We start from the raw sequence: 22419 nt of genomic DNA on the forward strand, positions 1-22419 counted from the left end.
ATGTGGCAGGAGGTGCGTATGAATGAAGTATTCAATTAACGGATGTAGAAAAAGAATTTTTTTATTACATACTTTGCTGTCACTGGCAATGTTTGTCCTAATATGTAGACTTGGTTGGCTCCAAATTGTTGAAGGAGAGCGTTATCAATCTATGGCGAATAGACAACATACCAGTGATTTTGTTGTGCCCTCTAAAAGGGGAGCTTTATACGATAGAAATGGAAAAGAATTAGCGTTAACAACGGTTAAAAACAGAATATGGGCGAATCCTATGCTCATCGATAATCCTGAAGAAGTAGCGGAAATTCTATCGGATATTCTAGAGATGGAAACAGAGTTTCTTTCTAATAGGCTGTCTCAGGAAGATACGACTTTGGTAAGTATTGCAAGAAGAGTGAACGATGATATTGCTCAAGAAATTAGAGAGCATAGCATAAGAGGCGTCTGGTTTGTGGAAGACAATGAACGAAATTATCCTTATGGAAATTTTGCGGCTTATGTCTTAGGTCATACAACGGATGATGGGAGGGGTATTGCTGGAATAGAACAGCGGTACGAAAAAGAACTTTCGGGAAGCGCTGGTAGATCAATACTTCATTTGGATGGCGCTAGACGGCAGCTTCCTTTTTATATGGAGACTCACTATCCACCGTCGGATGGTGTGGATCTAATTCTGACAGTGGATGAAGTGATCCAGCACTATACAGAAAGAGCAGTTTCTAAGGCACTGGAAAAGAATAAGGCAAAAAGGGTCGTTGCATTAATGATGGATGTAAATACAGGAGAGATATTGTCTATGGCAGCAAAGCCTGACTACGATCCTAACAACCCAAGAGTTCCTTTGAAGGATGAAGAGCGGGAAAAAATGGATTCTTTACAATCTGAAGAACAGTTAGAGTATTGGTTTGAAATGTGGCGGAATCCAGTTTTTCAAGAAATATATGAACCAGGCTCTGTTTTCAAAGTGATTACCACAGCCGCAAGTTTAGAGGAAAACATTGCAACACCAGAAACGAATTTTTATTCTAGTGGAACGATTGAAGTAAGTGGGACCACTATTCGGTCTTGGCGGTGGTATAATCCTTTTGGAGATCAAACTTTAAAAGAGGCCGTTGGAAATTCAGATAATCCGGTTTTTGTTAAGTTAGGTCAAAGCCTAGGGAAAAAGAAATTTTATCAATATTTATACTCCTTTGGATTCAATGAAGTGACAGGAGTGGATTATCCAGGAGAAATTGCTTCTCTTATCTATAATGAAGCGGCAGCAGGTCCTGTTGAGATGGCTACCATGTCTTTTGGTCAGGGTATTTCTGTAACGCCTATTAGAATGATGACGTCTGCTGTTGCAACGATTAACGGTGGATACCTTTTGGAACCTCGGCTGGTAAGAGGGGTTAGAACTGTAGACGGAGAGTTGGAGGAGGCTTTTGAACCAGCTATTGTGAGGCAAAGCATTTCTGAGAGAACTTCTGCACAAATGAGAGAAATACTTGATTTTGCTATTTCAGAAAACTCAGCTGCTCATGTTCCAGGGTATCAAATTGGTGGCAAAACAGGTACGGCACAAAAAGTGATAGATGGTCGATATGCTCCAGGAAAGTACGTATCGTCTTTTTTTGGTTTTTATCCTGTGGATGATCCAGAAATTGCCCTACTTATTTTAATTGATGAACCAAGCGCTGGTTTATATTATGGTGGAGAAGTAGCATCCCCTGTTGCTGGTGAAATATTTCGAGAAACCTTAAGGCATTTAGATTATAAACCTGAAATGGCTGAAGAAGATAGAGGGATTGATGTTATCGTGCCTGAAATAAGAGATATGACTGTCCGGGAAGCGAAGGCATTATTGGAAGAACATACACTTGAAATGGTTCTGGAAACACAATCAGCTCTTGGAGAAGAAGCCGTGATCATTGATTTATTTCCGAAGCCAGGTACGACAGTTCCTCAAACTTCACATATTATAACCTATACTGGGTATGAGGCTGAGGCAACTGGATTGGTTCTAGTGCCAGACTTGCGTGGTAAAACCATTAGAGAAGTTAACACCATTGTGAGTAATAGAGATCTTCAATTAAAAATAACAGGAAGTGGTCTTGCTGTGGAACAAAGTCCTTCTCCAGGTACTCTTTTGGAGCCAGATTCTTTGATTAATGTTCGATTTGCTCCAGAATAAATCAGTCAAAAGGCTGGAAATATCATCTAAAAGAAACTATAATAGATTAGTTGTTTGTTCGATCTGTATTACAGTAAATACAAACGCAACGGGGGGATTACAGTGAAGTTGAGTGAGTTGTTAAAGGGAGTTGAGCATGAAGTCTTGCACTATGAGTGTGATACGGAAGTTACCAGCGTCACCTATGATTCTCGCAAAGTCATTACTGGTGGGGTTTTTGTCTGCATTCCAGGTTTTAAAGCAGATGGACATGAATTTATTGAGGAAGCTATTCTCAATGGAGGGAAAACATTAATTGTAGAAAAAGCCGTTGGTTTCTACAAGGATGTCACGATTATAAAAGTAGAAGATGCAAGAGAAACCATGTCAAAGATGGCGTCAACATTTTATGGAAATCCATCACATAAGATGGATTTAATAGGTGTAACAGGAACGAATGGAAAAACAACTATTACCTATCTTTTAAAAGAAATACTGGAAGAAGCGTATCAATCAGTAGGTCTGATAGGAACTATTAGTAATTGGATAGGAAATAAAGAGATACCTGCTGAAAGAACTACTCCTGAGTCGCCGGACTTTCAATGTCTTTTGAAAAACATGGTAGAAGATGATCTCGATACCTGTGTTATGGAAGTATCTTCGCATTCCCTGAGCTTGCATCGAGTGAGTGAATCAACGTTTCAAGTAGGGATTTTTACGAATCTGACAGAAGATCATTTGGATTTTCATCCAACTATAGAACATTATTATGAATCAAAAAAAAAGTTGTTTACTATGACACAAAAAGCAAATGTGATCAATGCAGATGACCCATATGGAGTTAGATTAATCCAAGAACTTAAAAAACTGGAAGTGCCAGTAATTACTTATGGAATGAATCTTATGTGTACCCTTAGGGCAACAGATATTTCAATGGACTTTAAAGGAGTTAGGTTTACAGCCGTTGGAATGGGAATGAATCATCGTATTCGCTTTCCAATACCAGGAAAGTTCAGTGTATACAACGCATTGGCTACCATTGCTGCGGCTCGTTCTATGGGAATAGAGCAAGAGATCCTTGTTAGAGCACTTGAAAAGACCAATGGAATTCCAGGGAGATTTCAACGCATTAATGAGATTACTGCTTTTGGTGTTATTGTTGACTATGCACACACTACAGATGCTTTAGAAAATGTTCTAGAGGCAATTCGGCAGTTTGCTGAAAAAAAAGTGATCTCTGTTTTTGGATGTGGAGGAGACAGGGATAGTGGTAAAAGATCCAAAATGGGTGCCGTATCTGGAAAACTCAGTGATTATACCATCCTTACATCGGATAATCCTCGCTCTGAAAATCCATATCATATTTTACGCATGATAGAGGAAGGAATTAAGGTTACCCAAGGAGACTATGAAATCATTGAAAATAGAAGAGAAGCTATCCGTAAAGCTATTTCCTTAGCTGAAAAAGGAGATGTTGTTCTTATAGCAGGAAAAGGCCATGAAACGACCCAAACGATCGAAAATAATACTGAGTATTTTAATGACTATGAAGTTGCTATAGAAGTTGCTAGAGAGGAAAATGCTATATGAAAGAAACGTCTATTCATCAAATAGCTGATTATGCTGAAGGAACTTTAAAGATAGCATCATCAGAAAAGTGTCAAATTAATCATATTACTATTGACTCTAGGAAATGCAGAAAAGGGAGCCTATTTATTCCCCTTAAGGGAAGGTATTGGGATGGTCATCATTTCATTAAAGATGCCGCTCAACAAGGTGCAACAGCATGTTTTTTTGAACCGAACACGATTCCTTTTGATTGCATACCTGAAGGGATGATAGGAATTGCTGTCAAAGATTGTCAGAAAGCCCTTGAAAAAATGGCATCTGCTTACCGAAAACAGTATGATATCCCCATAATTGCGGTTACTGGAAGCAACGGAAAGACAACTACTAAAGAGATGTTGGCATCCGTGCTTTCCTCAAAGTATAAAGTTCTAAAGAATCAAGGCAATTATAACAATCATATAGGATTACCATTGAGCATAATGGCTCTTGAGGATCGGCATGAGGTAGCTGTTTTGGAAATGGGCATGTCAGGACCAGGCGAAATTAGTTTGCTTAGTAAAATTGCATGTCCAGACTATGCTGTCATTACGAATATAGGCATGGCTCATATCGAAAAACTGGGAAGTCGTATGAATATCGCACGAGCAAAAAAAGAAATTGTCCATGGATTAAAAAAAGATGGCGTTTTATTAATCAACGATGATGATGAATTTCTTGATTTCTTGGGAAAAACACATAAGAACTCTTTTGTTGTTGAAGCAGTTGGGAGGAATCATACATCTGCATGTTATGCCATGGATATTGAGGACTTAGGTCATGAGGGCTTTAGATTCAAAACAAATCTTACGGATCAAGAAGTTTTTTGGGTGTCACAGCCTGGAATTCATAATGTGACCAATGCATTATTTGTCATCAGGCTGGCATTGTTTCTTGGACTTGACGGCGATGATATACAAACAGGGCTAAAATTGCTTAAGCCAACAAAGATGCGAATGGAGATATGTCGTTTAAAAGGCGCTGACGTGATCAACGACGCTTATAATGCGAATCCTGATTCAATGAAAGCCGCAATCCATTTTATCAGTCGCTATCCAGCGAAACGGAAAATAGCGGTTTTGGGAGATATGTATGAGATGGGTTCTTATGCTGAGGAAGCGCACCGGAGCATTGGTAAAGTAATAGTAGATCATGATATTGACATATTAATAACTGTGGGCCACTTAACGGATTGGGCGGCCATAGAAGCGGGAAACTTAGGGATGAACAAAAGCAGAATTATACAAACCGTTGATTCTATAGAAGCGGCTTCTGTGCTTGGTGATTTAATCCAAAAGGGAGATGTGGTATTATTAAAGGCATCAAGAAAAATGGCCTTAGAGAATATCATTAACATCTTTGAGGGAGGAGTAGATTAGTTGGTATTGCAAAGAGCGTTGGTGCTTTCAATTTTGCTTGGATTTGCTTTTGTGTCCATCATAGGACCTATTATAATTCCTCTATTAAGAAGAATAAAAGCGGGTCAGAGCATTCGAGAGGACGGACCACAGACACATTTAATAAAACAAGGCACTCCTACGATGGGAGGGTTAATGATAATTCTTTCCAGCATTGTAACTGTCATTGTTTTAGCAGAAACCACTAAAGAACTACAGGCTACATTCATTGCATTTATAGGGTTTGCTATGATAGGGTTTATGGATGATTATATAAAAGTGGTCCTAAAAAGACCCCTTGGCCTGAGGGCTTATCAAAAAATGCTTCTACAGATAGGTGTTTCTTTATTATTCCTTTATTTTGCTATGGGTTGGGAAATTATTCCTAGCGATATATATATACCATATGTACGCATATTTGTTCCGATGGGGTTATGGATGTATCCTTTTTTATTGTTTGTGATCATTGGTACTGTCAACAGTGTAAACTTAACAGATGGATTAGATGGATTGGCATCTGGTGTGACTGTTATCGTTGCAGGTTTTTTTAGTCTTGTAGCATGGCATATGGGATATAGAGATCTAGGGTATTTTGCTGGTGCAATTTCTGGAGCTTGTCTTGGGTTTTTGATATTTAATATATACCCTGCTAAAGTTTTTATGGGGGATACGGGTTCTTTAGCCCTTGGTGGCGCTATTGCAGCTCTAGCTGTTACAACGAATCTAACTCTACTATTACCCATTGTAGGGGGGGTTTTTTTCATTGAAACCCTGTCAGTGATGATTCAGGTCGTTGCCTTTAAAAAAACTGGAAAGCGGGTGTTTCGAATGAGTCCATTACATCATCATTTTGAACTTGGTGGATGGTCAGAAACAAGAGTGGTGAGTGTCTTTTGGGGCGTTACGGTAATATTGTGTTTGGTAGGTATTCTTGGAATTCAGTAATAAAGAGAAGGGTATGGATAATATGAGTAGTCAAATAGAAAAATTTAATGGAAAAAAAATTATGATAGTAGGCTTAGGGGTGACTGGAGTTTCGTTGGTTCATTTTTTTTTCGAACAAAAAGCGGCAATTATTATTAATGATCTAAAGTCAAGGAATTTAATAGAGCCTACGCTTAGGGAACTGGAACCAGTGCCTTACACGGGAATCTTCGGTAAACACCCAGACACATTGAAGGAAGCAGGTAATCCAGATTATATTGTTTTGTCTCCAGGAGTACCATTGGAACTGCCGTTTATTCAAGAAGCAATACATTGTAAAGTACCAATACTTGGTGAAATTGAAGTAGCCTATCAACAAATGGATGCTCCGATCGCGGCTATTACAGGAACCAACGGGAAGACTACAACAACGGCGTTATTAGGTGATATGGCTCGGAGATCAGGTATAAAACATGAAATTGTTGGAAATATTGGTACTGCAGCTATTTCAAAAGTGAAAAACTTAAGGGAAGATGCACATTGTATCATGGAAGTCAGCAGCTTCCAACTCGAAACAATAAATGAATTTAAGCCTAAGGTAGCAGCATTGTTGAACATTACCCCAGATCACTTGAATAGGCATAAATCAATTGAGCACTATACAGATCTAAAGTTCAAAATATTTTCGAATCAAAAACCTGAGGATGTTGCAGTGATCAATGCAGAAGATGACATATGCAAGCGGTATATGGAGGGCGAGGTAAAGATAGAATCAGAAATATTGTTTTTTAGTCGTTTCAATTCATTGGAGAAAGGTGTTTTTATCAAAGATGGTAAAATGATTGTTCAGGATGAGCAAAGAAGTGCTATCATTATTGATTGTGACAATATTTTGCTACCAGGGGATCACAACTTAGAAAATGCCATGGCAGCAGTTGGGATAGCGTGGTCAATGAACTTTCCCTTAGATGCCATTAGAGAGTCTTTAGAAAGCTTTAGAGGGGTTGAACATCGCATTGAATTGGTAGAGACCATCAACGATATTACATTTATCAATGATTCTAAAGCTACAAATCCTGCGGCAGCTATTAAGGCGGTGATATCAGTATCAGAACCAATCATCCTGCTGGCAGGCGGGATGGATAAAGGGAACGATTTTACGGATCTTATTAACGCTTTTGACGGCAGAGTGAAACAAATGATTGTTTATGGTGAAACAGCAGATAAAATTGCTAATAGGGCTTCGGAACTAGAATTTAATAATGTTATTAAAACCGATGATTTAGAACAGGCTTTTAGGACAGCCTGTAAAAGTGCTGCAACTGGTGATCTAGTCTTATTATCGCCAGCTTGTGCAAGTTTTGATATGTATGATAATTATGAGGCTAGAGGAAATCACTTTAAAAGCTTAGTTCATGAGTTTAAGCTGAAGTAAATGGCAGAGGTGGTGTGGATATGAAATCCAATCAAGGAATTGATATTCCTTTGCTTACAGCAACCATATTACTAGTGGTAGTTGGGATTATAATGGTGTTTAGCTCAAGCTATACTTATGCTCTTTCGAGTAATGGAGATGGGGCCCATTATTTAAAAAGAGTGTTAATGTGGGCGTCTCTAGGAGCCATTGCACTTGTATTTTGTACCATATGTCCCTATCGAATATGGGCTAGATTTGCTAATCTAATTATGGCAGTTGCACTAATTTTATTGGTGGTAGTCATCACACCAGCAGGGAAAGAGGTGAATTTTGCTCAACGTTGGATTGAAGTGGGTGCCATTACCATTATGCCATCTGAAATTGCAAAAGTTGCTGTGATCATATTCATGGCAGCGACCATGGAAAAAAATAAATATCGTGTTAAATCATTTCAAGATGGGTTTGTGCCACATCTTTTAATAGGTGGGGTTGTGTTTGCTCTCGTTTATCAACAACCTGATTTTAGTACAGGGTTAATTATTGTCAGTATCATGATGGTAATGCTGTTTGTCAGTGGGGTTAACATGATTCATTTTGGAGCTTTTCTTATAGCCGGCATTACAAGTGTAGTAGCTGCATTGGGATATATCCTGTTAAGTGGACAAGGATATAAAACAAGGAGATTAGTAGCATATCTTGACCCATGGGCTGATCCTATGGATGCAGGTTTGCAGACGGTACAGTCGCTTTTAGCCATCGGGTCTGGAGGCGTTGCAGGGAGGGGGATAGGTAGAAGCATTCAGAAGCATCTTTATCTTCCAGAACCCCAGAATGATTTTATATTTGCCATTATTGGAGAAGAGGTTGGTTTTATAGGTGCAACATTAGTGCTTTTACTATTTGCTATTTTTATTTGGCGTGGGGCCTGTATTGCAATGAGTGCTCCGGATTTATTTTCCTGCTTAGCAGCAACAGGAATTACTTCTATGGTTGGGATTCAAGTGATTGTGAATGTAGGAGTAGCTACATCTTTATTGCCTGTAACAGGAATACCCCTCCCTTTTATTAGTTACGGAGGCAATGCATTATTAATGTTGATGGCCTGCTCAGGGATTATGCTAAACATTTCTAAATATTCGGGAAAACAGGGAGGATAAAATGCGATATATGATAAGTGGTGGTGGTACTGGTGGGCATATCTATCCTGCAATAGCCATTGCGGATGAAATTAAAAAACGAGATCCAGAAGCAGAAATAATCTTTATTGGGTCTGAAAATGGTCTTGAATGTCAACTGGTTCCTGCGGCAGGATACTCACTAGAATCCATTACGGTCACATACCTGAAACGCAAGTTGTCACTTCACAACCTGAAAAGTGCCAAAATGTTACTGAAAGGTCTTTTTCAGGTAAAAAGATTAATTGATAGATTTAGACCGGATTTCGTTATAGGAACTGGTGGCTACGTTTCAGGGCCTGTTGTCTATGTAGCGGCTAAAAAGGGGATCTATACACTAATTCATGAACAGAATGCTTATCCAGGATTGACGAATCGATTTTTGAGCAAGCATGTTTCTGTAGTTGCCTTAAGCTTTCAAGAAGCAGCTCAACACTTTAAAAAGAAAGACAATTTAACACTAACGGGTAATCCGATTCGATCTGCGTATTACACACTAACTAAGGAGAAAACAAGAATTAATTTTCCGGAATTTAACAACCGAAAAATGGTCCTGATCTCAGGTGGCAGCGGAGGTTCTTCCAATATAAACAAGACGGTTCAATCGGTATTGGAAAAATATCCAAATAGTGAATACTCTCTTTTTTGGTCTACAGGCAAAATTCATTATGAAAGAACGATAAGCAATCTGAAAGAAAAAGGGATTGATCTAGCTGGACATCGTGTAGTACCATACATTGATGAAATGCCTGAAGCATTATTGGCTTGTGATCTTGTAGTGGGGAGCGCTGGAGCTATTTCAATTGCAGAAATACAAGCGGCACAACGGTATTCTATTTTAATTCCGAAGGCCTATACGGCGGACAATCATCAGGAAAAAAATGCACGTATGCTTGAGAAAACGGGTAGAGCAACCGTGATTTTAGAAAAAGAACTTACATCTGAAAGATTACATCAAGCAATTACGCAAGGATTGAAAGTGAAAAAACCAGAAAAGAAAGAAATGCCCGTTAAATTGTCTGCTGAAATGATTGTTGAAAAGCTAGAGGTAAAATAATCCTTTTAATTGCAAGGGTATTGAGTGGATCCTATAAAAGGCGGTAATAATTGTGACTCAGCGGAAGTATAGAAAAAAGACAGGGCCTTCCTTTAAGATAAGATTTATGATGATGCTGTTTTTCATAACCATTGCTGGAGGATCGGTTTACTATGCAGTATTTGAATCTTCAGTATTTATAGTTAAAGAAATTGAAATACAGGGCTTGAATCTAGTAGAAGAAGAGGATATACTTGACTACTCGGATATAAAAATAGGGGAGAATCTATACAAATTAAGGACTGGGGAGATTGAAACAAGGATTAAAGAGCATCCTTATGTTCGCGAGACAAAAGTGAAAAGAAAAGGGTTTAGTGGAATAAAGATTGTTATCAGAGAACGAGAAGAGTATGCTATAATACCATATATGGGATCTTTTATCTACTTAGATCAAGAACAAGTGGTGTTACGGGTGTCAGATGGACTAATAGATGAAAGTTTAATTATCGTGACAGGGGTTGAATTTTCAAGCTTTAGAGTAGGAGATCCATTGCAAGTTAAGAATGAATCCATCCTTGAATCAGCTTACGATATATTGATAGCGGCTCAAGAATCCGAAATGATGGATCGTATTTCTGAAGTGCATATTGCGGACAATCGAGATGTGCGATTGATTACTTTTAACGGGATTGAAGTGCTTATGGGACAAGTAGATCAACCAGCTTACTCAGTTTTGGCATTAAAAGAAGCATTAGTTACATTGCATACACGCAATCTGGAAAATGTTATCTTGGACATGCGATACGATGATCACATTACGGTGCGCCCTAGAGCTCGTCAGGAGGAAGTGCAATGAAAAAACTAAAAGGGAAAATTGCCGTAGCATTTATATGTGGAATACTTGGACTTGTGGTCGCAATGCAGATCAAGTCTGTACAAGAAGTGGCGGAGGGAGGGTTTTTATCTTCGCAGCAGGCACAACAAATGACAGTAGAACTTAGAAATCTTCGTCAGGAGAAAGATCAACTTACAGAAGAACTTACGGATCTAGAAAGCAGATTGAGAGAGTATGAATTATCAGAAGCCGATGAAAACTTGTTAATTAAAAACTTGAAGAATGATTTATTAAGGTATCAACTACTGGCTGGGTATATTGAAGGCGTAGGTCCTGGCGTAGTAGTCGAAATAGATGATCCACCAACTGCATTTAATCAGCCAGAAGCAGATAGTTTTATTGTGTTCAATTATGAAATTTTATTAGCGGTTATTAATACTCTGAATGCTGCAGGGGCAGAAGCTATCTCTATCAATGATCAAAGATACGTGGCCACGACAGAAATATACTACTCCAGCAATTCTCTCATGATTAACGATACGGCCACAACGCCTCCATATACTGTGAAAGCCATTGGAAATCCAGAAACCTTGGAAGCTGCACTTAATATGCGATACGGAATTGTATGGGATATGAGGAATTATAATAATCTTCAGGTAGATGTTTCTAAAACACAAGACATTTTGATGCCGAGATATAATCGAGTTTATGAATTTGAATATGCCAAACCGATGGAAACCGTGGAGTCATAGTAGGTGGGAGCGAAAATGATGAAGAGTTATTTTGGGAAAGGGATTCTTTTGGGGATTGGTTTGTTAATTGGTTTAATTTTAGCGATACAGGTTAAGAATCTAGATGAAAACTATCACTTTATCAGTGTTAAAACGATTAGCGATCTTAATATGGCCATTAGAAAAGAAAAAGATGAAGTTGAACATCTTAAAAATATGATTGAACTACAAGAGAATAGACTTAGAGATTATCAGTCTGCCATTGAGGGTGATGGAAGCATCAATGAGATTTTAATTCAAGATATAGAACTAATGCGAATGAAGAGTGGCTATTATGATCTAGAAGGGCCTGGTGTGATGGTTGTTTTGAGAGATGGAGAACGAGAGCTTTACGAAGGAGAAAATCCTAACAATGTAATTGTCCATGATGAAGATGTACTTAGAATTATTAATGATCTTAAAATTGCAGGTGCAGAAGCACTTTCTATAAATGGTCAGCGGTATCTAAATACATCGGAAATACAATGTACCGGCCCAACCATAACCATTAATCAAATGACGTATGCCCAGCCTTTTGTGATTAAAGCAATTGGAAACCCAGACACTTTGAATGCTGCCATTAAAGCACCTGGTACATACGCCTGGGAAATAAAAGAAGTCTTCGGACTTCAGGTAGAGGCTCATGTGAGCCAGCGAATAAGGATCCCTAAGTATCAGGGCGATCATAGGCTTCAGTATGTTAGGGTAGAGGAAGGTGAATCTTTGTGATTATAGCTATCATTGGATTGGTTGTTGGAATATTAGTAGGACTTTACTTACCAGTTACGTATCCTGCGGCCTTGTCTCTCTATATATCCGTTGCAATTCTAGCCTCCTTGGACTCAGTTTTTGGAGGATTCAGAGCAAATCTAGAAAATAAATTTGATACCGAAATATTTGTGACTGGATTTTTTAGCAATGCGGTATTGGCGGCTTTGTTGGCTTATATTGGTGATAAACTGGGAGTACCCTTGTATTATGCGGCAGTATTTGCATTTGGAAGTAGACTATTTGAAAATTTTGCCATTATTAGGAGGCATCTTATCAACCGCATGAGACATGAATCAGAAAAAGAAATGAAATGAATTTTGTGTAATGTGGATCAAACTTTTTATAATGGTAAGATAGTGAACTGGTAGAGAAAACCATTTTGATTTAAAGATAGAGGAGGGACTGCTGTGTTGGAATTTGATATGGATATGGAGAGCGTTGCACAAATTAAGGTTATAGGTGTTGGTGGTGGTGGTAACAACGCTGTAAACCGAATGATTGAAGCGGGAATGAAAGGTGTAGAGTTTATTGCGGTTAATACGGATAAACAAGCACTTATGAATTCAAAAGCTGAACAAAAGCTTCAAATTGGAGAGAAGTTAACAAAAGGACTTGGAGCCGGTGCAAATCCAGAAGTAGGGAGTAAAGCCGCTGAAGAAAGCAGAGATGATATTGCAAAACTATTAAAGGGTGCTGATATGGTTTTTGTTACCTCGGGCATGGGAGGTGGCACCGGAACGGGAGCAGCTCCTGTTGTTGCTGAAATTGCAAGAGAAATGGGCATTCTCACCGTCGGAGTTGTGACAAAACCCTTTACTTTCGAAGGCAAGCGGAGATGGAAGCATGCAGACAAAGGGATAGTAGATTTAAAAGAAAGAGTAGATACATTGGTTACGATTCCCAATGATCGGCTGCTTCAAGTGATCGAAAAGAAGACTTCTATTATTGAAGCATTTCGCTTAGCGGATGATATTTTAAGACAAGGGGTTCAAGGGATATCTGATTTAATTGATGATGCTGGACTAGTTAACTGTGATTTTGCTGATGTTAAAACCATCATGTTTGACCAAGGTTTGGCACACATGGGAATTGGAAGATCTTCAGGTGAAAATCGTGCGTCAGAAGCGGCAAAACAGGCGATTTTAAGTCCTCTCTTGGAAACATCCATTAAAGGAGCTCGTGGCGTATTAATAAACATTACAGGAAGTACGAATCTAAGTTTATTCGAAGTACATGAAGCGGCTGAGATGGTATCTCAAGAAGCGGATGAAGATGCAAACATTATTTTTGGTGCGGTCATCAATGAAGAAATGCAAGATGAAATTCAAATAACGGTTATAGCCACTGGATTTGATGAAGAACGCAAAAGCGAAAATCCTGAAGAAATTACGCGAAAGCCATCAAAGTCTCAAGAGTCAAAACGATCTACGGATACGCAATCAGAAAAAGAAAAAGATGAATCCGTCTTGGATTTGGATGAAAACCAGGATGATGAACTGGATATTCCGGTTTTCTTAAGAAAAAATAAATAGGATCAAGCTATAAATACTGCACCAACAGTAGAAAGCGGGTGGTAGGATTGAATTGCCCATTTTGTGGAAAATTCGATTCCAAGGTAATTGATTCTCGACCAACGGATGAGGGTCAAGCAATAAGACGTAGAAGAGAATGCAACGAATGTCAAAAACGTTTTACAACCTATGAAAAAATAGAAGAAATTCCATTGATTGTCATTAAAAAATCTGGCAATAGAGAACCATTTAACCGCAATAAAGTTATGAACGGCGTCATCAGAGCATGCGAAAAAAGGCCAGTTCCTTTAAAAGCAATTGAATTTTTAATTGATGAAATTGAAAAACAGTTGCAAAATGAAATGGAAAAAGAAGTGCAAACAGAAAGAATAGGAAATATGGTCATGGATCAGTTGAAAAACTTGGATGAAGTAGCCTATGTTCGCTTTGCTTCCGTATACCGTGAATTCAAAGATTTAAATACATTCATGGAAGAGTTAACGAAGATCCTGAAAGAAAAAAAAATTCATCTGGATAACTCACTATAGGCTGGATGAGTTTGTCTTGTTACAAACAGAGTGGACTTTTATTGGAGTGTGAACTATTGAACGTAAACGAAAAAAATATTATAAATTCCATTGAAGAAGGAAGCATAGCCGAAGAAATGGGTGTGTTGCCAGGGGATATTCTTCTAAGTATAAATGGACAACCCATAGAGGACATGTTGGATTATCAGTATTTATCAGCTGAAGATTATTTAGAAGTAAAACTCGCCAAGCCAGATGGAACAGAATGGATCTTAGAAATTGAAAAAGGATATGATGAAGAACTAGGAATACAATTCTTTAATCAAGAGAGTGAAATAACAAAACAGTGTAAGAATAAATGCATATTTTGTTTTATCGATCAAATGCCTCTGGGGATGAGGGAAACCCTATATGTGAAAGATGATGATGCTAGACTTTCATTTCTTCAGGGCAATTATATAACATTAACAAATCTTTCGGAACGAGACGTGGAAAAAATAATTCGTTATCGCATTAGTCCGTTGAATATATCGGTACATACCACTAATCCAGAACTGAGAAAGAAGATGTTGAACAATAGATTTGCAGGAAAAGCGCTAAACCTATTAAATAAATTTCATGAAAATGGGATAATAATGAACCTTCAAATTGTGCTTTGTCCTGGTTGGAACGATGGAATAGTTTTAAATCAAACATTAGAAGATATAGAGGCTATGATTCACTCAATCTCTAGTATTGCCATTGTTCCAGTTGGAAAAACAAAGTATCGTGATGGATTGCCAGTGATTGATATAGTTACTAGATCCATTGCCCAGGAAACCTTGTCCATTATAAAGAAGTGGCAGTATCGATATGAAAAACTTACGAATTCCAAAAAAGTATATGCTTCTGATGAAATATATTTGTTAGCTGGAGAGCATCTGCCGAAAGCTTCTTTTTATGGAGAATTCCATCAACTTGAAAATGGTGTTGGAATGCTAGCGCTTTTTCAGCATCGTTTGATGCAGTATATTGAAAAAATGCCAATTATAAAGAAGTCTAATCCAGTGGAGATTTCCATAGCTACAGGAGTATTAGCTTCGGATTTTATAGTGCAAATGGCGAAATCTATTGAACAGAAAATAATAGGTTTAACATTAAAAGTATATCCCATTAAGAATGAATTTTTCGGTGAATCAATCACCGTAAGTGGTTTGATTACTGGAAAAGATCTGATCCGACAACTAAGCCCTAGGTCTCAAGGTGTCCCTGTTATTATTCCTGAAAACATGCTGCGTGACGGAGAAAATATATTTTTGGATGATGTTACAATGGAGGAATTAGAAAAGAAACTGGGGACCAAGGTTTTTGTTAGCCCAGTTGATGGAAAGGCGTTTGTTAAAAAAATACTACAAATTACAGCAGAAAATCCAAAGATCAGGAGTGTTATGAAAAATGGCAAAACCCATTGTTGCAGTGGTGGGACGTCCCAATGTGGGAAAGTCAACCTTTTTTAACCGAATAGCAGGTAGGAGAATTTCTATTGTTGAAAATATACCAGGAGTAACGCGTGATAGAATTTACGCTGATGTTGAGTGGCTAAGCCATCAATTTACTATGATTGATACTGGTGGATTAGAGCCGAGTTCAGAGGAACTTATTCCTAGACAAATGAGGAGTCAAGCTGAACTGGCCATAGAAACTGCGGAAGTCATTGTATTTATGGTAGATGGTAGAGAAGGATTAACCGCTCTAGATAGAGAAGTTGCAGAAATGTTAAGAAAAAACAGAAAACCGGTTTTGTTAGTGGTTAATAAAGTTGATACAGAAAAACAATCTGAACATTATTATGATTTCTATGAACTCGGAATTGGCGAGCCAATAGAAATATCCTCAGAGATGGGGCTGGGTACAGGGGATTTACTTGATGAGATTGTTAAACATTTTCATAACTCCCATTCTGATGACGAATCTACCGAAGCTATTAAAGTAACGGTTATAGGGCGACCAAATGTAGGGAAGTCATCCCTTATTAATCGAATGCTTGGTGAAGATAGAGTTATTGTCAGTGATATTGCGGGAACAACTAGAGATGCAATTGATACACCATTTTATCATGATGGACAGGAATATATATTGATTGATACTGCTGGTTTAAGGAGAAAAAGTAAAATTCATAGCAATGTTGAACATTATAGTGTTATTAGAGCGATTGCGGCCATTGAACGTTCAGATGTATGTATATTGATGATTGATGCCCAAGAAGGTGTAACGGAACAAGACAAACGTGTTGCAGGATTAAGCCATGACAACGGCAGAGCTATGATTATTTTGGTAAACAAATGGGATTTAATCGAAAAAGACAATAAAACTGTTGATAAATTCATAAAAGATATTCGATTTGAATTAGGTTTTTGTCAATATGCACCAGTTGTATTTGTATCTGTTTTAAAAGGACAACGGATAAACAAGGTAATTCCAATGATTCAACACGTTTCTAATCATCATGCACTACGTGTTCAAACTGGCGTTTTAAATGAGGTGATTGCCGAGGCGACTTTGATGAATCAACCACCTTCTGATAAAGGGAAAAGATTGAAAATTTATTACGGAACCCAAGTTTCTGTGAAACCACCTACTTTTGTGCTGTTTGTTAATGATAAAGAATTGATGCATTTTTCTTACTTGCGTTATCTTGAGAATAAAATACGAGAAAGTTTTGGTTTTGAAGGAACACCTGTAAAGTTGATTTGTCGAGAAAAATCTGGAGGCAACATGAAATGATTAACATGGCTATACTGATGTTATCCTATGGAATAGGAACTATATCGCCTGCTTATTTGTTGGTTAGACTTCTAACAGGAAAAGATATACGCCAATACGGAAGTGGCAATGCTGGTACTACCAATGTGATGCGCCTACTAGGAGCTAAAGCAGCTGTATTGGTTCTCTTCTTAGATCTGTTAAAAGGGGTAGCAGCAGTGTGGATAGGTAGGAAATTTGGCGGCGAAGCTATAGCCTCCATGGCTGGACTAGCAGCGGTGATTGGACATAATTGGCCCATTACAATGAAGTTTAAAGGCGGCAAAGGGGTTGCTACTACCATGGGCGTTGGCATCATGACGAATCCTTTTTTTGCGGCTATTTGCATTGTTTTGTCTATCCTTATAATTGCATTGACAAAATATGTGTCGCTGGCCTCTATAACAGCGGTGCCTATCTGGACAATTCTAGTATGGGTTACTGGAGAACCAAGTCAACATATTTTCTTAGGATTAGCGCTTAGTATATTGGTTTTATTTCGACATCAAACAAATATAGCGCGAATTTTTAAAGGAACTGAAAATCGTTTTTCTATAAGAGATAAAATGAAAAAAGAGGAGTGCTCGAAATGAAATCCCATCAGATCACAATTATGGGAGCTGGTAGTTGGGGAACGGCACTAGCTACTGTTTTAGCGAAAAATGGTCATTTTGTAACACTTTGGATGAGAAGTGAAATTCAAAAGAAACAAATTAACCAGAGTCAAGTGAATAGCAAATACTTACCAGATATAATACTCTCACAAAGAATAGTTCCAGAAACTAATGCGGTGCGGGCGTTGTATGATGCAGAGGTAGTCATTTTTGCCATTCCTACTCAACAGATCCGATCCGTATTAAAAATGTATAAAGAAGCTATTCCTGATAATGCACTTATTATTAATGTAGCAAAGGGCATAGAAAAAAGAACTCATTTGAGGATCTCTGAAATTATTGAGGAAGAAATTGGGAAGCGGGATTTTGTAGTCGTTTCTGGCCCTTCTCATGCTGAAGAAGTGGCTATGTGTCTGCCAACGACCTTGGTTGCTGCTTCTTCTTATCGAAAAGCAGCGGAAAAAGCACAGAGTTTGTTTATGAATGAATATTTACGAGTTTACACGAATCCAGATGTGGTTGGAGTGGAGTTAGCTGGTGCTCTTAAAAATGTTATTGCTTTTGGGGCTGGTATCGCTGATGGTATTGGATACGGTGATAATGCTAGAGCAGCACTAATGACGCGGGGGATCACAGAAATGGCGAGACTGGGCAATGTTATGGGAGCACGTTTAAATACTTTTGCTGGTCTTTCGGGTATCGGTGACTTAATTGTAACTTGCACGAGTATGCACAGTAGAAATCGTAGAGCTGGTATTTTAGTAGGGCAAGGAAAATCACTGGAAGAAGCCTTAGAAGAAGTAGGTATGGTGGTAGAAGGTGTTTCTACCGCTCAAGCAGTACATGAATTAGCCGAAAAACAACAGGTAGAGGTTCCTATTGCCAAGGCTATTTATGATGTATTATACCAAAACGAAGATGTGAAACAAGCGGTCTACAATTTGATGACCAGAACCAAAAAAAATGAAATGGAAGAAGTGGTAGAGGACTATGGGATGGATTGGAATGCATAATAAGATACTCTAAAATAAACCTTGCATGTTTCTTTAAATTCTATTATAATGTCCTTGTGTTCCAAAATGATTAACCTTAATCGGGCTGTGGCGCAGTTTGGTAGCGCGCATGACTGGGGGTCATGAGGTCGCAGGTTCAAGTCCTGTCAGCCCGACCATCTACCAAAATAACCGCAAAACATTCGTTTTGCGGTTATTTTATCATGATTTAATGAGAAACTCATGAATATATGTATACTCATGGTAGGTCAATTATTTTGGGAATCCTAAAATGTGAATGGAGGAGTTTGATGGGGGAAAAGAAGTTTCACCCGGGTTGGCCGGTAACGATTGCTGGAGTAGGCGTTAATTTAATGCTAGGAGTTTTATATACTTGGAGGGTTATTTCTGCGGCTTTGATTGATCAGCTAGGATGGAGTGCAACGGTATCTCAGGTACCATATATGTTTGCATGTGCCATGTTTGCGTTTTCAATGGTTCCAGGTGGGCGTCTTCAGGATCGATTAGGGCCTAAGCCAGTTATCATAACCTCAGCTATTTTGGTTGGAGTTGGGTTTATTGTATCGGGTCTTTTTTTAACACCAATTGGTCTTACGATATTTTTTGGTATTATTGCAGGCATGGGAATCGGCACAGGGTATGCAGCCCCAACGCCAGCTGCAGTTAAATGGTTTAGTCCTAAGAAAAGAGGATTGATTTCAGGAGTTGTTGTTAGTGGATTTGGATTAGCACCGCTCTATATTGCTCCTTTAACGAATTACCTTCTGAGCACTCAAGGAATTCAGCGTACTTTCTTTATTCTAGGAGCCTCTTTTTTAATTCTTATTATGATCCTAGCACAGTTTATCAAGAATCCTCCTGTTGGCTATACACCTCCAGATGAAGACGAAGTACCGATGAAGAGTAGTGCAGTAGATACTGTAAGTTTAAAAATAGATTATGAATGGCATGAAGTCCTTAAAACAAAACAATTTTATCAGTTGTGGACTATGTTTTCCTTTGGAACTTTTGCAGGCCTCTTAATTATTGGGCAGCTATCAAAAATAGGACTAGAACAAGCTGGAATGGAAAACGCCTATATATTAGTTGGAATATACGCTTTTTTTAATTTTGCAGGGCGTATTGGATGTGGCGTTTTGTCTGATAGATTTGGAAGGATGCACACACTATTAGCAATGTTTATACTACAGGTGATTGTCTATGCATTTTTCTCGACATTCACGAGTCCTCCAATTTTGATGATGGGAGTATCTGTAGTTGGTTTTACTTTTGGTGGGATGTTAACCATCTTCCCGTCAGCAACCGTAGATTATTTTGGAATCAAAAATTTCGGAATGAATTATGGAATGGTTATTACGGCTTGGGGAATCGGCGGTGTACTTGGTCCTTTGTTGGGTGGTATAGTTCGTGATATGACAGGCACTTATGGTATTAGTTACCTTGTGTCAGGGGTTCTAAGTGCAACAGGAGCTGTGCTGACGTTGATTACCAAACCGCCAGTTGAAGAGTCTAAAGAAGCTGAGATTGAAGTGAAAGCAGCAACACCTTGAGAATTGGAGACCTGAGGTCATCATTTAGCAAGTGGGACGGACAATAAAACCTTGAATGCGTTTCTCTAAGGATAGAGAAGTTGTAACAACTGTATAAACATCTGCGTTGGATGGACCTATATGTGCCCATTTTTCCATTTCATCTACACGTGCATGGTCGCCTTGGGCTAATATTTCAACGGATCCATCTTTTCGATTTCGAACCCAACCTGTTAGGTGCAAAGCTAAAGCTTTTTCTCTGGCGCTATAACGAAAGGCTACTCCTTGTACATGACCAGTTATAACTATTTTTATGGTTTTCATGTTTTTCACTCCCGAGTATATTTTTATGGTTATACCCTTTTTCTATAAAATAATCACAGGTTTTGTTGTATGAAAAATGAATAGCTGTAAGGAAAAAGGGTAAGATTAAAAAAATATGTTGGGGGTGTGCAGCATGCAAAAAGTGAAGCTAATGGAAAAAGTACCAGATTTTACAAGGCTGGACCAGCATGAAAACTGGATAAAGCTCAGTGAACTTAGAGGCAATAAAGTGATTCTTTATTTTTATCCGAAAGACAATACTCCAGGATGAACAACTGAAGCCTCTGAGTTCAGAGACCATTATAAAGCTATTAAAGAAATGAATGCGATAGTCCTTGGTGTCAGTCGTGATTCCCTTAAATCACACCAAAAGTTCGCAGAAAAAAATCAATTGCCGTTTTCTTTGTTAGTTGATGAGGATGAATTATTACATCAGCAGTTTGATGTTATAAAAGAAAAAAAGATGTTTGGAAAAATTGGTATGGGAACTGAGAGATCCACTTTTATAATTGACGAAAAAGGTGTTTTAATTAAAGAGCTAAGAAAAGTTAAAGCGAAAGGACATGCCGATGAGATAGAAAAGGTAATAAAAAAGTTGGAGGAGCGGTAAAAACAACTATATTTTCACTCTTTCTATGAGACGGTTATGTTAGCTGTTTGATCAGTTTATCATACCTGTCTCTTTTATTATGTGGTACAATATAATCTGCAATAAGATTATACCAATAAGTGGTGATAGGAATGGAAAAGAAACGAAAGCGTAAGAGCGGACAAAAGTTCATGATGATGATATTGGTTATTCCTATGATCGTTATTGTTACCTTGTATTTTTTTATTCGATTAAACCCAGTTATAAGTCAGTTTAGAGTTAGGACAGATATCGTAGAGTATGGAACTCTGGAGGCAAATATAGAAACATTAGGCGTTGTCATAAGAAATGAAAGTCCATACCCTGTGCCAAAAGCAGGTCATATTAACTGGAGTGTTAACAAAGGGGAAAAGGTGGCACGTCAACAAAAAATAGCGGATGTATTGGTATCGGAATCTGATCAGTCGTTGATAATGGAGCATGAAATGATAAGAATAAGAATGGATTTAGTTGAATCTGGAGAAGATGTGGAATCTTTTTCAGCTGAAACGGTAAATCAGTTAGAGACAAGAATCAAAAATTTAATTGCTGATTTGACTTTGAACATGAAACAAAATCAATTTGAGCTCGCTTATAAGAATCGGTATATATTAGAGGAAACTGCTAGGCAATTAGAAATATTAGAAACAAGCCAAGAATTGCCAGAAATGAACTTGAAAGAACTCAAAGACCAAAAAATTGAAATAGAAAAAAAATTGGATGCATTTTCAAACGAAATAAGATCGGAAAAAGCAGGGATTTTTTCGATAGGAAGTGATGGATTTGAAAATGATTTAATTGCCTTAGAAGAAGAAACGTTTGAAAAGCAGATGGAAAAAGTGCTAGAATTATTGGAGATGAAATCCAGCATCGAAACAGATGAACAGCATTATCGAATTATTTCAGAACATCGTTGGAATTTCGCAACAAAAGTTCCGGTGGAATATGAGTCTATGTATGAAGTAAATAAACGTGTATGGGTGCGAGACTTACATGAGGACCGAATGATTCGAGGGATTGTATCGAAGATTCATGAAGCACCTGAAAGCCCTCCTTTGATGATACTTGAGTTTAATGTACCCATAGAAGGATGGCATGAAAATAGGATGTTAAATCTAGAGTTGATCCCTCATCGATTTGAGGGGCTAATTGTACCTAGGTCCTCTATTGTTGAACAATACGGGATTAACGGTATTTTTAGGGTAGATGTCAATGGATACGCGGTTTTTATGCCCGTTGAAGAGATAGGAAGAAATGACGAAGTCGTTGTTCTTAAGGAAGGACTTGTTGAAGTGAAGCCCAACAATGATCCAGAAGGGGAAGCGGAGATGGTGGAAACATTAAGAAGGTACGATCGTTACATTCTAAATCCTGAAGACATTCAGGAAGGTCAAAGAGTAAGATAGG

The 22419-nt window shown here is 38.2% G+C and carries 21 protein-coding genes and 1 tRNA gene; 21 read left to right on the forward strand and 1 reads right to left on the reverse strand.

Features of this window, described 5'->3' with window-relative positions:
- The first annotated feature begins 22 nt into the window (after window positions 1-22).
- From ACZ47N_RS12720 to ACZ47N_RS12810, 19 genes are all read left to right on the forward strand, one after another.
- On the forward strand, window positions 23-2176 hold the full coding sequence (locus ACZ47N_RS12720; RefSeq protein ID WP_464886922.1) for a penicillin-binding transpeptidase domain-containing protein: 2154 nt from the start codon (window positions 23-25) through the stop codon (window positions 2174-2176).
- A gap of 102 nt (window positions 2177-2278) precedes the next feature.
- Window positions 2279-3745, forward strand: a complete 1467-nt coding sequence (locus tag ACZ47N_RS12725; protein WP_464886923.1) for a UDP-N-acetylmuramoyl-L-alanyl-D-glutamate--2,6-diaminopimelate ligase — start codon at window positions 2279-2281, stop codon at window positions 3743-3745.
- Window positions 3742-5139: a UDP-N-acetylmuramoyl-tripeptide--D-alanyl-D-alanine ligase gene (locus ACZ47N_RS12730; protein ID WP_464886924.1), complete on the forward strand. Its 1398-nt coding sequence runs from the start codon at window positions 3742-3744 to the stop codon at window positions 5137-5139. Before ACZ47N_RS12725 ends, ACZ47N_RS12730 begins: the two co-directional genes overlap by 4 nt.
- Window positions 5140-6102, forward strand: a complete 963-nt coding sequence (gene mraY / locus ACZ47N_RS12735) for a phospho-N-acetylmuramoyl-pentapeptide-transferase (protein ID WP_464886925.1) — start codon at window positions 5140-5142, stop codon at window positions 6100-6102.
- 22 nt (window positions 6103-6124) lie between these two features.
- Window positions 6125-7516: a UDP-N-acetylmuramoyl-L-alanine--D-glutamate ligase gene (murD, locus tag ACZ47N_RS12740; RefSeq protein ID WP_464886926.1), complete on the forward strand. Its 1392-nt coding sequence runs from the start codon at window positions 6125-6127 to the stop codon at window positions 7514-7516.
- 20 nt (window positions 7517-7536) lie between these two features.
- Window positions 7537-8655 carry a putative lipid II flippase FtsW gene (ftsW, locus tag ACZ47N_RS12745; protein ID WP_464886927.1) on the forward strand — a complete coding sequence of 373 codons (1119 nt, stop codon included), beginning with the start codon at window positions 7537-7539 and terminating at the stop codon, window positions 8653-8655.
- A 1-nt stretch (window position 8656) separates the two neighbouring features.
- Window positions 8657-9730 (forward strand): undecaprenyldiphospho-muramoylpentapeptide beta-N-acetylglucosaminyltransferase, encoded by a 1074-nt coding sequence (gene murG / locus ACZ47N_RS12750; RefSeq protein ID WP_464886928.1) that lies wholly within the window; start codon window positions 8657-8659, stop codon window positions 9728-9730.
- A gap of 52 nt (window positions 9731-9782) precedes the next feature.
- Window positions 9783-10565, forward strand: a complete 783-nt coding sequence (locus ACZ47N_RS12755) for a cell division protein FtsQ/DivIB (protein WP_464886929.1) — start codon at window positions 9783-9785, stop codon at window positions 10563-10565.
- Window positions 10562-11296 carry a DUF881 domain-containing protein gene (locus ACZ47N_RS12760; RefSeq protein WP_464886930.1) on the forward strand — a complete coding sequence of 245 codons (735 nt, stop codon included), beginning with the start codon at window positions 10562-10564 and terminating at the stop codon, window positions 11294-11296. Before ACZ47N_RS12755 ends, ACZ47N_RS12760 begins: the two co-directional genes overlap by 4 nt.
- 15 nt (window positions 11297-11311) lie before the next feature.
- The gene (locus tag ACZ47N_RS12765; protein WP_464886931.1) at window positions 11312-12043 is read left to right on the forward strand and encodes a DUF881 domain-containing protein; all 732 of its coding nucleotides are present in this window, start codon (window positions 11312-11314) and stop codon (window positions 12041-12043) included.
- On the forward strand, window positions 12040-12399 hold the full coding sequence (locus ACZ47N_RS12770) for a small basic family protein (protein ID WP_464886932.1): 360 nt from the start codon (window positions 12040-12042) through the stop codon (window positions 12397-12399). The genes ACZ47N_RS12765 and ACZ47N_RS12770 overlap by 4 nt, the downstream gene beginning before the upstream one ends.
- 93 nt (window positions 12400-12492) lie before the next feature.
- Window positions 12493-13617, forward strand: coding sequence for a cell division protein FtsZ (gene ftsZ / locus ACZ47N_RS12775; RefSeq protein WP_464886933.1), 1125 nt, complete (start codon window positions 12493-12495; stop codon window positions 13615-13617).
- 47 nt (window positions 13618-13664) lie between these two features.
- On the forward strand, window positions 13665-14144 hold the full coding sequence (gene nrdR, locus ACZ47N_RS12780; RefSeq protein ID WP_464886934.1) for a transcriptional regulator NrdR: 480 nt from the start codon (window positions 13665-13667) through the stop codon (window positions 14142-14144).
- Window positions 14145-14200: 56 nt separating this feature from the next.
- Window positions 14201-15619 carry a DUF512 domain-containing protein gene (locus tag ACZ47N_RS12785; protein WP_464886935.1) on the forward strand — a complete coding sequence of 473 codons (1419 nt, stop codon included), beginning with the start codon at window positions 14201-14203 and terminating at the stop codon, window positions 15617-15619.
- Entirely contained in the window at window positions 15558-16886 is a 1329-nt protein-coding gene (der, locus tag ACZ47N_RS12790) for a ribosome biogenesis GTPase Der (protein ID WP_464886936.1), read from the forward strand. The genes ACZ47N_RS12785 and der overlap by 62 nt, the downstream gene beginning before the upstream one ends.
- Window positions 16883-17497, forward strand: coding sequence for a glycerol-3-phosphate 1-O-acyltransferase PlsY (gene plsY / locus ACZ47N_RS12795; RefSeq protein ID WP_464886937.1), 615 nt, complete (start codon window positions 16883-16885; stop codon window positions 17495-17497). Before der ends, plsY begins: the two co-directional genes overlap by 4 nt.
- A complete protein-coding gene (locus ACZ47N_RS12800) occupies window positions 17494-18531 on the forward strand; it encodes an NAD(P)H-dependent glycerol-3-phosphate dehydrogenase (RefSeq protein WP_464886938.1) in 1038 nt (345 codons plus the stop codon). Before plsY ends, ACZ47N_RS12800 begins: the two co-directional genes overlap by 4 nt.
- Before the next feature lie 81 nt (window positions 18532-18612).
- Window positions 18613-18689 (forward strand) — tRNA-Pro (locus tag ACZ47N_RS12805).
- A gap of 132 nt (window positions 18690-18821) precedes the next feature.
- Complete coding sequence (locus ACZ47N_RS12810; protein WP_464886939.1) at window positions 18822-20081, forward strand: L-lactate MFS transporter; 1260 nt, start codon at window positions 18822-18824, stop codon at window positions 20079-20081.
- A 24-nt stretch (window positions 20082-20105) separates the two neighbouring features.
- On the opposite strand, the gene ACZ47N_RS12815 is transcribed toward ACZ47N_RS12810, so the two are convergent.
- Window positions 20106-20384, reverse strand: a complete 279-nt coding sequence (locus ACZ47N_RS12815) for an acylphosphatase (protein WP_464886940.1) — start codon at window positions 20382-20384, stop codon at window positions 20106-20108.
- Window positions 20385-20535: 151 nt separating this feature from the next.
- On the opposite strand from ACZ47N_RS12815, the gene ACZ47N_RS12820 reads away from it, so the two are divergent.
- Window positions 20536-20994, forward strand: coding sequence for a peroxiredoxin (locus tag ACZ47N_RS12820; RefSeq protein WP_464888443.1), 459 nt, complete (start codon window positions 20536-20538; stop codon window positions 20992-20994).
- A 131-nt stretch (window positions 20995-21125) separates the two neighbouring features.
- Window positions 21126-22418 carry a biotin/lipoyl attachment domain-containing protein gene (locus tag ACZ47N_RS12825; RefSeq protein ID WP_464886941.1) on the forward strand — a complete coding sequence of 431 codons (1293 nt, stop codon included), beginning with the start codon at window positions 21126-21128 and terminating at the stop codon, window positions 22416-22418.
- Window position 22419: the final 1 nt, after the last annotated feature.

The sequence above is a fragment of the Tindallia texcoconensis genome (assembly GCF_055383815.1).